Raw genomic sequence first — 13,194 nt, 5'->3', positions numbered from 1 at the left:
AAATTTTTCCTTCTATTGCCTTTTCATCTCTTTTTCAGCAGACCCTAACCTAAAAATAGGGTTTCAAATTTTCTGGGAGCGGAAGTGATGGCAGAGCGTTAATTAGCGTGAACAATGCCCACCCTACGTGTATCTTAAGTTACCATAACAGGAGAGATTAGACAGAGATTTCTTCAACTTCAACAGCATTCATTTGGTCGAGAATTGACCAAACTTGCTGTAACATCGGTTGCAATCCAACTCCAGTTACGGCTGAAATGAGGAAGACAGGAGAATGAGACAGGTGATTGAGTTGCTCGGCTAGTGCATCCAAATCCTTTGTTTCTCTATCAACAGCATCAATTTTATTGAGCGCTAAAATTTGCGGACGTTCTGTTAAACCCTGTCCGTAGGCTTGTAACTCTTGCTGAATTGTTTTGTAGTCAGCGATCGCATCCTCACTCGTGGCATCAATGAGATGTAGCAGTACGCGGGTTCGCTCAATGTGACGCAAAAAATCGTGTCCCAGCCCCGCACCTTGAGATGCTCCCTCAATTAATCCAGGAATATCCGCAAAAACCGTACCATCACCCGTTGGTTTTCGCACAACTCCCAAATTCGGCACTAAGGTTGTAAAGGGATAATCAGCAATTTTGGGGCGTGCTGCTGATAAAGCTGATATCAAAGTTGATTTTCCTGCATTTGGCAATCCAATAATGCCTACCTCTGCCAAAAGTTTTAACTCCAAACGGAGGAACTTTATCTCCCCTGGTAAACCAGGGAGAGCATATTCGGGGGCGCGATTGCGGTTGCTCAAAAAATGTTGGTTTCCCAATCCGCCTTTACCGCCTGCAGCAATTAATAAAGATTGTCCTGGTTGAACTAAATCCCCCAGTATTTCATCCGTTTGTGCGTCATAGACAATCGTTCCTACTGGAACTTCAAGGTATAAATCCTTTCCATTGGCTCCTGTTCGGTTATTTGGTCCTCCACGAGAACCATTTTCTGCTTTAAAGCGGTGCTCGTATCGAAAGTCTAACAAAGTTTGCAGGTTTTCCACGGCAACTAGGTAGATCGAACCGCCTTTTCCCCCATTACCACCAGAGGGACCACCTGCAGGTACGTACTTTTCTCGTCGGAAGGCGACTATACCATCCCCTCCCGAACCTGCTTCTATTTCAATTTCTGCTCGATCGATAAATTTCATAATTTGTTAGTTGTTAGTTGTTAGTTGTTAGTTGTTAGTTGTTAGTGGTCAAGAGCTACTAACGACTAACTACTAACCACTAACCACTAACCATTAACTAAATATATGGTGAAACATCTTCACCGCACTCATCCGCGAGATAGGAGAGAGCGCGGAAACGCAAGCCAACTAGTTGCTCGTAAAGTGGATTAAGTTTACACAACGGTGGAATGTGGACTATCTTACGTCCAAAAAGAGTCACATCCCTCTCAAATGGGCATTGTGATGGTATCATTTTACATAGAAAACGAGCAACTCTTGGGTCTTGAATATCTAATTTGTCTAGCCATTCTCGCAGAGGATGAAGCGCGTCAACTTGATGTTTAGTAGGTGTTGGTTGTAGGGAAACTGGAGACGCTGGGGTGGTTGCTGACACTTGGTAAGAGTGTTCCAATGTGTGGCGCAGTGCTTCTAACATATCTTCTGGCTCTTCCAGAACTTTGCAGAACTGGTGCAAAATGTAGTCTTCGCTGGAAGAATATGTTCCGTCTGCGATCGCCACCATGACAGCCGTGCGGAGGAAGTTTTCTGCGACTTTTGTCCCTTTCCCCAGAATTGTGGACAGTTCCTCTGGTTCTATAGGTTCGTAGGATTCTACTTTAATGCTAGGAGCGAGTTCATCTTTAGTAATGTTAGCAATTAATTCTTGTTCTTGAGCGTCAAAGTCACCATCTGCCCAAGCGATGGTTAGCAACCCACGCAGCCAAGCAGCTATCTGTTCGTTGGTGTATGGAGATTTTACAGCATTTGTCATAAACTCAAGCCCTCAAGCCATTCTGAGTTTATCGTAACTTGAGAGCAGAGGGCAGAGGGTAAAAGGCGTATACTATAAATCTTAATTGTAAAAGTATGAAGGATAAGGGATGAAAGCTGATATTTTTGCGACTTCAAGTCCGGTTTTGCCAAACATACGTACCCGGATAGATTCTTAAATTTTTCTTTATTTTTTTCACTTCAAACTTGCTCCTTTAATTAAAAATTAAGATAAAATAATGTTTTATTTTGGTATTGAACACGAAGTGGCTTTCCTCAATCAAGAAGGAAAGTTTGCTGATTTTTCTCGCACGACATACGCTGATTTTAATCAAATTATCGAAAAACTACCGATTTATCCTAGCGATCGCACTCAATTACATATTGGAGATGCTGGCATCAGAAAAAAAAGGTGGTATATAGAAGGATTTGAACGATTTTCTGAATCTGAAGAAATGATTGATTGCGTTCCTAGAGGTATAGAAATTAGAACAACTATACACCCTGATATTCACAGCACTATTACCGAACTATCGGAAAGTTTTCATTTATTAAAGGAAGTTGCTAAAGAATTTGGTTTTTCACCAGTTTTAATCAGTTTTAATCCATATCTTACCAATTACGAACCAAATCCCCCCTTGAATGATGTTGAAAGAAAATATCTACAAGCTTATCCTGACGATCGCACTGCTCATATTTATATGGTCACCTACGGACCAGATTTAAATATTTCCGTTGCGGAGCTACCTATTGAACGTGTAATTGATATCGGTCAAAAATTAACTTATTACAGCCCTTACATTGTTCCTTTTAGTTATAGTTCTCCCTTTTATCAGGGGAAGTTATGGCAAGGGCTTTCTGTGAGAACTTTTGTCAGAACAGGAAAAAGACCGGCAACTCTAGTTTTTGTAGAAAATCAGGAACAACTGATTAAAAGCGTTCCTTCCTCAACAAAAATTGCTCGTCTTCCTGCAGAAGTCGGTCGTATTGAATTTAAAGCCTTTGATAGTTGTTGTGATTTTTCTATTTATGCTCAATTACTGGCATTATTAAAAGGTCTGGTTTTAGACCAAAAACTAAAGGGTAGAGCTATTGTACCTGATGCGGCTTTGCATCAACTTTCAGCACGAGAAGGGTTTGATAATGAAGAGATTTTTGCGATCGCAACCCAAGTCTTAGAAGCTGCTAAAGTGGCTCTCAAGGACGATCCAGATGCTTATTTGTTAGTATCTCTTAAAGAGTCTCTTCAACAACGAAAAACACCAGCACATAATATGATTGATAACTTTCAAAGATTAGGTTCCATAGAGCAGGCATTACAATCAACTTATTTAAGCTCTATACGCATTGGCAAACTTTAATCAACATTAAGAAGAGCGTAGGTTGGGTTGAGGAACGAAACCCAACTTAACCCCAATACCCGTGAATGAATTTATTTAAATCTCTCAAAGGCTCTCAATGAAATGCTTTTGGGCATTTTTCCCGAAACTTCGGTACTCGCTAAAGCCAACAAAAGAGGCGATCGCAGTGCGTGGTATTTTCGAGAATACGTTGTGTGGGTTCAATACTGCAAGGGCTCTCGAAAATTGTAGGTTGGGTAGAGCATGAGCGTTACCCAACAAATGCTGATAAATGTTGGGTTTCGTTCCTCAACCCAACCTACGTTCAGGCGGAGCCTGGGAACGAGAGGGTGTGGGGATTTCTCTGTTCCCTTTTACAAATCGTGTAAATTGTCTGCACTTGGCAACGAAGAGCGTTGAACAATTGGTCTAGACCACACCTTTTTGTAGTCTTCAATTGCACCGCTGTAATCTTTCAGTTTAGAGCGAGCATTACCCCGACTAATATAAGCCTTAGCATCATCAGGATTCATTTGCAAAAAGTAGGTGTAATCTTCAATTGCACCTCTGTAATCTTGAAGCTTAGACCGAGCATGTGCCCTATGGATATAAGCTTCTGCGTCATTAGGATTGAGTGATACAGAGAGGTTGTAATCTTCCACAGCCCCCGTGTAATCTTCCATCTCATAACGGCAATTTCCCCTGTTGAAGTATGCCTTAGCATCATTTGGTGAAAGCTTTATAAATTGGGTATATTCTTCAATTGCCCCTTTGTAATCTTTAAGCTTAAAGCGAGAATTTGCTCGTTTGAGGTAAACGTCGAGATCGCTAGCACTGCTTTCTAAATACTGGGTGAAATCATCAATATCATCTTGATAATTTTCAATTTCCAAGCAAGTGTTACCTTGACTTATATATTTTTGGTTAAGTTCGGAGTTGCTGTCTAAAGGTTGAACGTAATCTTGAATTTCATATTGGGAATGCTTGGAGGTCAGGTAAAGTTCGTTATCGTTATTATCGTTGTAATTGAGCAATAAAGAATGAGTAGAGATTTCAGTTGTGCTGCTGGAATCTCTCTGAGAAAGTTCAAATTGAGAAAACTTCCGTTCTGGGATAATATTAATATCGGTTTCAAAATTGCGGGAATTACTTCCTAAAGATGGGGTATGATTAGGAAGTAATTGTTGTCTGTCTGCAAGTTCGGAATTGATGGAGCCAAAATTCTCAAGAGTAAAATTTTCAGGATTGCTTTGCACAACATTGCTGTAGTCCGCAATTGCTCCTTGATAGTCTCCTAACTCTAAACGCAGCAGTCCTCGATAATAATGAGCTTCACTATCATTGGGATAAAACTGCAAGTACAAATCTAAGTCTGCCATCGCTCCTTTGTTGTCTCCCAATTTTTGGCGGGCAAGTCCTCGACCATAGTATGCTTTAAAACCTCTAGGATTTAAGCGCAAAAACTGGTTAAATTCTGCGATCGCGCCTTGATAGTCTCCTTTTTTTGCTTTTTCCTCTCCGCGTTGGTAAAAGATTTCAATGAACTCTAGCTGCTGACGAAATTGTGCGGTTGCTTGCTGTCGTTGAGTGAGAGTACGTGACAAAGCGATCGCATTGCGCCGTAACTCTAATTGTGCTACAACTTGATGGCTCAACAATCGCAGTGATTCTACCTGTTCGAGACTTAAATCTCGTGGTACGAAGTCTATAACGCAAAGTGTTCCAATGCCAAATCCTTCCGACGTAATTAAAGGCGCACCTGCATAAAACCGAATGTTAGGTTCTGCGGTGACGAGGGTATTTTTGGCAAATCGACTATCTAGTAAGGCATTTCTAACGACTAGTGGTTGTTGTTGCAAAATTGAGTAGGCGCAGAAGGCAACATCTCGCTCAGTTTCAGATATTGTTACACCTATCTTGGATTTGAACCACTGCCGATTTCCATCCAATAAGCTGATCAAAGCTACTGGAGTACGACAAACTTGTGCAGCTAAAAAGGTGAAATCATCAAACACTTTCTCTGGAGGGGTATCGAGGATTTGATACTGCCGCAGTGCATGGAGTCTGGCTATTTCGTTACTGGGTAGAGGCGGTTTTGGGTTCATCTTAAGTAAATTGCTAGTAGCTAGTTTGATAGATTACACGCTTATTTTCACTGTGCTCGGTGCTCGATAATATAATTATTCACGACTTTGCACGCCGTTTCCGGGCAATTCTACGGTAAAGGTAGATAATTTTTTTACTTTCTCCACAAATTGTGTTTCTCCAAAGAACAAGGGGAGTGGGGGATATTCCTTTTTCAAGCTTGAGGCATCTTGTGCTGTTCCTCTACCAAACAGCTATCTGCTGTATAAAACTGGCTTTGTAATAGCGCTGTTGCTGTGTTGCTATCTACAGGTTTGGAGAAGAAATAGCCTTGTCCGTATTCACAATTGAGCGCTTGCAATTTTGCTTTTTGTTCGACTGTTTCTACACCCTCCGCAACAATATCCATCCCCAATGAATGGCTGAGCATAACGATCGTCTGAACAATTGCTGCATCTTCATCAGTATCTTCCATTCGACTAACAAACGAGCGGTCTATCTTTAGTGTATTCACTGGAAAGCGGTGTAGATAACTTAAAGATGAATACCCCGTACCAAAATCGTCTATACTTAACCTTAAGTTTAAACTTCTTAACCGTAGCATTACGGATATAGCTGCTTCCACATCTTTCATGGCTACGCTTTCAGTAATTTCTAATTTTACACTCCGCCCATCTAATCCGGTTTTTTTTAAAGATTGTTCAACGTATTCAACTAAATCAGGTTGAGTTAATTGTTGCCCAGAAAGATTTATACTCATCATTAAGGGGGGGCTTGCAGGAAATTGGGCTTGCCATATAGATAATTGACGGCAAGCTACTTGAAAAATCCACTTTCCTAAAGGAATAATTAGACCAGTTTCTTCTGCAACTGAAACAAATTCTAAAGGAGGGACAAAACCATACTTGGGATGGTTCCACCTGACAAGTGCTTCAAATCCAGCTATTTTTTCTGTAATTAGCGACACTATTGGCTGGTATACAAGATACAATTCTTCTAAATCTATTCCCCGGCGAAGATCGGCTTCGAGTTGAAAGCGCTTGATGACTTGGGTATGCATACCTGTTGCAAAGACTTGATGACGAGCTTTGCCTAAGTCTTTTGCTCGGTACATAGCTATGTGGGCATCTCTCAATAACTCTACTGGATGGTAGTTAAGTTCGCTTTGATTAAAGGCTATACCAATGCTAATACTCGTAAATATTTCTTGCCCATCTTTGTGAAAGGGTTGACTGATTTGCTGTTGGAGTTCATCAGCTAACTGAGTTGCTTCACTGGTATGGCTCATGTTTAAGAGCAAAATCGCAAACTCATCGCCTCCCACCCTTGCAACTGTTCCTCTACTTCTTACACCAGCTTTTAATCTTTTTGCTGTATTTTTTAAGAGTTGGTCACCTACTTGGTAACCAAGGCTTTCATTGATAATCTTGAAGCGATCTAAATTGATAAATAATACGGCAAATCGCATATTTTGCCGAAGTTGTGAGTTTGCGATAAGCCGGGTACGGCTTGCGCTAAGAGCGATCGCCACTTCCAAACTCTTAAGAAAACAGTCTCGATTGGGTAAATCGGTGAGGGGATCGTGAAGCGAATTACGTAACAATACGTAACAATATGCAATTATTTCTGTATGAATTAATGCTATAGATGCGGGGACAAAAGGTATCCAGCCTCCCTGAAGAAATATATAAAAGCAAATGCCACCTAAGCTAGCCCAGGAAATCACTCCAACTACGCCCAAAAAAAGAGGATGTCGAAGCCGACAAGCCAATACACCACCTATCAAAGCCCATGAAAATATCCATAGGGCTTCTTCCCATTCCGACCAAAACCAAATTAACGGTTTTCGATCTAGCGTAGTACTCAAGAGTTGACTCACAAATTGAGCGTGGATAAAAATTCCCGGTGTTATTGCTTTTGCTGAGTGTCCTGCATTATGAGGAGTGAAAAAAATGTCTTTAATACTGGGTGCGGTTGTACCAATTAGGACAACCTTATCCTTTACCAAATTCGGATTGATTTCTCCGCGTAACACTTGACTTAAGGTGACTTGCCGCGCTACGTTCACCGAACGGTATGGCACAAGCACTTGGTAGCCTGCATCATCAAGATTGTGATACCCACCAGAATGAGTACTTAAAGCAGGAAAATTGGTATTGCCTAATTGCAATCCATCTGGTGTCCTTTTGAAGGAAATATTTTGTTGTGCTAAATATTTGAGACTCAATCGCAGGGAGAAAGAGTAATACTTTTTCTCACCTTCATACGCGTACATCAAATGACGACGGATAACACCATCAGGGTCAAGCAACAAGTCGTTAAAACCTATTTGCTTTGGGGATACACCTCGAACAGAAGGAACTCCTTCAGAGTCCACACCCCCAAACTCATAAATACTAATTACGTTGGGACGGCGAAGTTCCTGAAACAGAGTCTTGTCGCCCGGTGGTACTGGAATATTGCGGTAAAGGTCTATCCCAATAACCTTAGGTTTATATTGTTGCAGGTTCTTTAAGGCTTGGGCAAGGGTTTGGTCTGAGATAGGCCATTGTTTCAGTTTCTCGATATCAGCTTCTGTAATTGCAACAACCAACAATCGTTCGTCTGGTTCGGAATTAGATACAAGGCGCACCATTTGGTCGAAAGCAAGTAATTCCAAAAATTGCAATCCACCCGTGTATCTGGTAGCTAGCACTAGCGCAGCCATAAGAATACTGGCTGCAAGAACCGATTGTTTAACACTTAATGTTGCAATGGCTTTGTGCTGACAGTAGCTATTAACGACTGACAGTAGGGAAGACAACTTTTTGGTAAATTGAGCAATCACATTAGGGAGTAGGGAGTAGGGAGTAGGGAGTAGGGAGTAAGGAGTAGGTTAGTGGTTGACAACTAACAACTAACAACTAACCACTAACAACTAACCACTAACGATTACCTAAAAGCGGTTCTTGTGCGATCGCTTCTAACTTTTCAGTTTGTAAAAGTTTTGTCCAACTTGTAACTAATTGAGAGTTATTAGGTTGAGTGTAACGATCTTCAGCCAATGTGACAAGTGCATCTTGCCAAAGTCCCGCACTGGCATATAAGTCAGCACGATCTGCTGCTGTTTTTATTTGTTCTAACTTCTGAGTCAATGAGGGGTCTAGTTGTACTCGTCGAATCCAACCTGATACAACAATATCTTTAGCTCTATTGTTTGGTTCGCAAATCATTGACAAATACCAACGGTAGTTTTTCCCAATGGTTAGTGGAGGTAAAGATGTCGTTTGAGGCAAGCTGAGATTAATAATTCCGGATGAACCAGTTTTTGTGAAAGTTTTCTCGTAGACTAAATGGTTCTTATCGTCTCTAAGGACAAACTCTACTGTTTTGGGAGTAGAGGTTTGGGGTACAAAGAAAAACAATGTCGGATACGCTGCTTTTGTCAATCCCAAATTGTTTTCGGGCGATAATGCCATCAGTTGCTTGGAATTCAGTTCGCACCCACTGCGTGTTCCGCCTCCTACTCGCCGTCCTGGGAATCCTTCTCTAGATTCTGCCATAACTATTTGTGGTAGTATCAATGATAAAGCTAGTAGATAAGTCAAAAAGATAGTTATCGGCACCATAATTTTAATTTTATTTTCAAGCATATATTTGTACTACTTATTTTTTTTTGCAAAATACACTAGTAATAGTGATATATCATTTTCTTGTCCTAAAAAATTAAAATCAAAAATTTTATAGATTTTTCATACTAAAAATATTATTAAGATGAGTTAAAATTTGAGTAATTTTAACTAAATAAAATATGAATTTTAGAAAAAAGTATTTCATTTATCAGTAATTTCAACTAATCCAAAATGAATTCCGAGCATATGCAATTATAGGAATCATATTTGAGCTATGAGACAATAGAGATTTTATAAACCCGGATCGGGAAGATGCCAAGTTTCTTTATCTCACCAATTGTTCAATCCAAGATACAAAGTTTTTCTAGTAGAACTTTACACTTGAAGCCATTGTGAATTACAACAGAACTGTTATTAGATTTTATATTCTTCTGATAATAGCAACGAGCCATCCCCGCTAGATTGATTTTAAGGGGTTGCCAGATCCCCGACTTCTTCAAGAAGTCGGGGATCTAAACCAACTTGCAGTCTGGTGGGCTGCTGCCTCGTCTAGCCTTATACGGGAGGCGGAGCCTCTAGTAAGGCATTCCCAGGCTCCGCCTGGGAACGAGGTGACTACTAGATTGATGCGCTCAAAATGTCTCTTAACATTTACCTTCCGATCGAATCAAATTATCGAAAATTACATATATGAACGCTAAGCCGTTAGGCGTCCAAATATCAAGACACATTTTATACAAAAAAACTTTCAAATTTGTCAATCGAGTTATTATTATTTTTGTTACATTAAACACTTCAGCGGTAGCAATCGCGCAAATTTCTCCAGATAGCACCCTGTCCAACCCAACGGTTGTGACAAGTGGAACAACACCAGGTCTGGATTTTGTCATTACAGGAGGAACACAGGTAGGTAATAACCTGTTTCACAGCTTCACAAACTTTTCTGTACCCACAGGAGGAGCGGGTATTTTCAACAATGCCTCTAGTATTGAAAATATCATCAGTCGCGTCACTGGAGGAACGGTTTCTAACATCAACGGTTTAATTCAAACTCAAGGGAAAGCCAACCTGTTTCTGATCAATCCAAATGGTATTGTCTTTGGTCCAAACGCTGAGTTAAATATTGGTGGCTCTTTTATTGCAAGTACTGCCAATAGTTTAAAACTTTCCAATGGGGAGGAGTTTAGCGCTACCAATCCTACCACCCCTTTGTTAACTATTAGCGTACCTATTGGCTTGCAATTTGGTAAAAATCCGGGTTCGATTGTGAACCAATCCCAATTTAATGGGGATGGAACAGTCACAAACTTTTTTGGAGAACCTGCTGGGCTTCAAGGGCAATCTCATACGACCTTAGCACTTGTTGGTGGTGAAATTATGGGGGCAAATGGAAATATAACTGTTCCTGGGGGTCGTATTGAACTAGGTAGTGTGGATGATGACAGTTTTGTTAGTTTAAATCCAACGTCTCAAGGGTTTGCTTTGGGATATTCTAGTGTTGGAACATTTCAAAATCTTCAACTTCAAGGATCTTCAATTGATGTTAGCGGTTCGGGTGGCGGTAATATTCACATACAAGGGGAGGCAGTTACCTTACTGGAGCATTCAAGTCTGACTGCCAAAACGGATGTCGATGGCACGGAGAGTGGTGGTGGAATTGCGATCCGAGCCAATCAATTATCGGTGAGTGATTCTGAGATACGGACGATCGCATCTGGTTCAGTTTCCGGGGGAGACGTGACTCTGGAAGCTCAGAAAATGACTTTCACTGGGTTTGACACAGTTGTTTTTACAGAAACAGAGGGTGCAGGTCGTGGAGGGAATATGACTCTTCGGTCTGCAGATATAGAATTAACAAACCTCAGTATTTTAGGAACTCAAACAACAGGGATGGAAATTGGCGGTAATGTAATAATTGATACAAATAATTTGTGGGTTCGAGATGGAGCACAGGTAGCGGTCATTACTACAAATAGTGGATTGGGCGGTAACTTAACAGTAAAAGCCTCGAACTCCCTCACTGTAGTAGGAGAGTCAAAACTATTTAATATGCTGATTCCCAGTCTCTTGTTTACTGATACAACTGGATCTGGAAAAGCTGGAGACATCAGAATTGAAACTGGAAATTTGAGTGTCGGAGATGGAGCGAGGATGTCTGCTTCTACTTACAGTGATGGAGATGCGGGTAATATAACGATTCATGCTGGGAAAGTAGAACTGATGGGCAACCAAACTGCTACTTCAATCAGTGGTGTATTAAGCCAAGTTGAACCAGGAGCAAGCGGTCAGGGTGGCAGCATCGCGATCGAAACCGGAACATTACATATGGGTAGCGGTTTTCAGGTGTCGGTTGGCACATTTGGAGCGGGGAATGCTGGCAGTATTTCTGTTGTTGCGCCTACAGTGGAAGTGCGGGGAGAAGCCACAGATCCACACTTCAGTGGTTTGTTTGCTCAGGTGGAGGCTGGAGCAACAAGTCAAGGAGGTAACATAACTTTAAAAACCGAACAATTAACGCTCCAAGGAAAACAAGCACGAATTTCAGCTTCTACATACGATCGCGGTGCAGGAGGAAGTGTTGAAATCGATACTAAGCAATTATTGATACAAGATGGTGCTCAAATTCAGGCAATAACCAATGGTTTAGCGCCTGGTGGACAAATCGACATAACAGCTACAAATACAGTTCAACTTCTTGGTACTTCTGAGGATGGTCAGTCTCTGAGCGGTTTGTTTACTTCAACATATGGGGAAGCACCTGCAGGTAACTTGACTGTGAATACGGATAATCTACTCATTCAAAATGGAGCACGCATTTCTGCTTCTACCTTTGCTGGAAATGAGGGAGGAAACATCACGATTAATGCATCCGACACAGTCAAACTCATTGGAACTTCTTCAAATGCTCAGGCAAGTAGTGGATTGTATGTACAAGCAACTGGGGCTGGAAAGGCAGGTAATATTAACCTCACTTCTCGTTCTCTTTTGCTCGATCAACAAGCGAAAATTTTAGCAGAAACTGCTTCTGATGATGGTGGTGAAATATCCTTACGAGTAAGGGATACAATCCAAATGGGTCGTAGTAGCATGATTTCTGCAACAGTAGGAACTACTAGCGGACAGGGAAATGGTGGCAATATCAATATTAATACAGGTTTTTTAGTTGCAGTTTCTTCAGAAAATAGCGACATTAAAGCTGATGCATTGAAAGGAAGGGGAGGTAACATTAAAATTTCGGCTCAGAGTGTTTTTGGTACTAAGTTCCGCATCCAGCAGACGGCTTTGAGCGATATTACTGCTAGTTCTACTTATGGCGTTAGCGGGGAAGTGGAAATTAAAACCCCTGATGTCGATCCAACTCAAGGATTAGTGGACTTACCCGTGCAATTGGCTGATGCTTCTAATACCATCGCTCAAGGTTGTCGGGCTAACCCAGGACAGGCGGCTGGTAAATTTGTGGTCACTGGACGGGGTGGGCTTTTGCCTAACCCTGAAAGTCCGTTGAACGCCGAGATGTCATTGCAAGATTTGGATACATCTCCCATTCCAACAGAGAAATCCCCATCAATTAGGAATGCAAAGGAAGCTCGTTCATCAACTTCGAGCGTGACTCAGGAGAGCGATTCGATATCGGAAGCTCAAGCGATCGTGATTAATTCCAAAGGTGAAATTCTGCTCACAGCGCAAGCTGCTCAAGTGACTCCCCAAAGCCCTTGGTTATCTTCAACTGATTGTAAAGGACAGTAAAATTGCCAAAGAACAAAACAACAAAATGGCTATTTTAAGGTTACGGTATTGCGATTCGATAAGACTATGAAAATTAGATACAGCAGATTTCAACTTGGTGAGGTACGAAAATTACCCCCCTTTGTCCCCCCTTACCAAGGGGGGATGAAAGGGGGGTATTCTGTCCCCCCTTACCAAGGGGGGATGAAAGGGGGGTATTCTGTCCCCCCTTACCAAGGGGGGATGAAAGGGGGGTATTCTGTCCCCCCTTACCAAGGGGGGATGAAAGGGGGGTATTCTGTCCCCCCTTACCAAGGGGGGATGAAAGGGGGGTATTCTGTCCCCCCTTACCAAGGGGGGATGAAAGGGGGGTATTCTGTCCCCCCTTACCAAGGGGGGATGAAAGGGGGGTATTCTGTCCCCCCTTACCAAGGGGGGATGAAAGGGGGGTATT

Annotated in this window: 7 protein-coding genes; 2 read left to right on the top strand and 5 right to left on the bottom strand. The window is 41.7% G+C overall.

Annotated features, from left to right (window positions below; all coding sequences use genetic code 11):
• Positions 1–157 precede the first annotated feature (157 nt).
• Both obgE and F7734_RS43670 read right to left on the bottom strand, forming a co-directional pair.
• Entirely contained in the window at positions 158–1,186 is a 1,029-nt protein-coding gene (gene obgE, locus F7734_RS43675; protein ID WP_155750622.1) for a GTPase ObgE, read from the bottom strand.
• A 97-nt stretch (positions 1,187–1,283) separates the two neighbouring features.
• A complete protein-coding gene (locus F7734_RS43670; protein ID WP_155750621.1) occupies positions 1,284–1,979 on the bottom strand; it encodes a Mo-dependent nitrogenase C-terminal domain-containing protein in 696 nt (231 codons plus the stop codon).
• 238 nt (positions 1,980–2,217) lie between these two features.
• Between F7734_RS43670 and F7734_RS43665 the strand changes: the two genes are divergently transcribed.
• The gene (locus tag F7734_RS43665) at positions 2,218–3,339 is read left to right on the top strand and encodes a glutamate--cysteine ligase (RefSeq protein ID WP_155750620.1); all 1,122 of its coding nucleotides are present in this window, start codon (positions 2,218–2,220) and stop codon (positions 3,337–3,339) included.
• Between the two features lie 353 nt (positions 3,340–3,692).
• On the opposite strand, the gene F7734_RS43660 is transcribed toward F7734_RS43665, so the two are convergent.
• The 3 genes from F7734_RS43660 to F7734_RS43650 all read right to left on the bottom strand — a co-directional run bounded on the left by F7734_RS43660 (position 3,693) and on the right by F7734_RS43650 (position 9,035).
• Positions 3,693–5,423 carry a tetratricopeptide repeat protein gene (locus tag F7734_RS43660; protein WP_155750619.1) on the bottom strand — a complete coding sequence of 577 codons (1,731 nt, stop codon included), beginning with the start codon at positions 5,421–5,423 and terminating at the stop codon, positions 3,693–3,695.
• A gap of 194 nt (positions 5,424–5,617) precedes the next feature.
• Positions 5,618–8,230 carry an EAL domain-containing protein gene (locus tag F7734_RS43655; protein WP_166482515.1) on the bottom strand — a complete coding sequence of 871 codons (2,613 nt, stop codon included), beginning with the start codon at positions 8,228–8,230 and terminating at the stop codon, positions 5,618–5,620.
• A gap of 97 nt (positions 8,231–8,327) precedes the next feature.
• Positions 8,328–9,035: a DUF928 domain-containing protein gene (locus tag F7734_RS43650; RefSeq protein WP_155750617.1), complete on the bottom strand. Its 708-nt coding sequence runs from the start codon at positions 9,033–9,035 to the stop codon at positions 8,328–8,330.
• Positions 9,036–9,704: 669 nt separating this feature from the next.
• Between F7734_RS43650 and F7734_RS43645 the strand changes: the two genes are divergently transcribed.
• Positions 9,705–12,761, top strand: a complete 3,057-nt coding sequence (locus F7734_RS43645; protein ID WP_155750616.1) for an S-layer family protein — start codon at positions 9,705–9,707, stop codon at positions 12,759–12,761.
• The last annotated feature ends 433 nt before the right edge of the window (positions 12,762–13,194 follow it).

Source organism: Scytonema sp. UIC 10036 (assembly GCF_009725235.1).
Note: the sequence above shows the minus strand (reverse complement) of the source record. Positions and strands in the feature narration are given on the sequence as shown.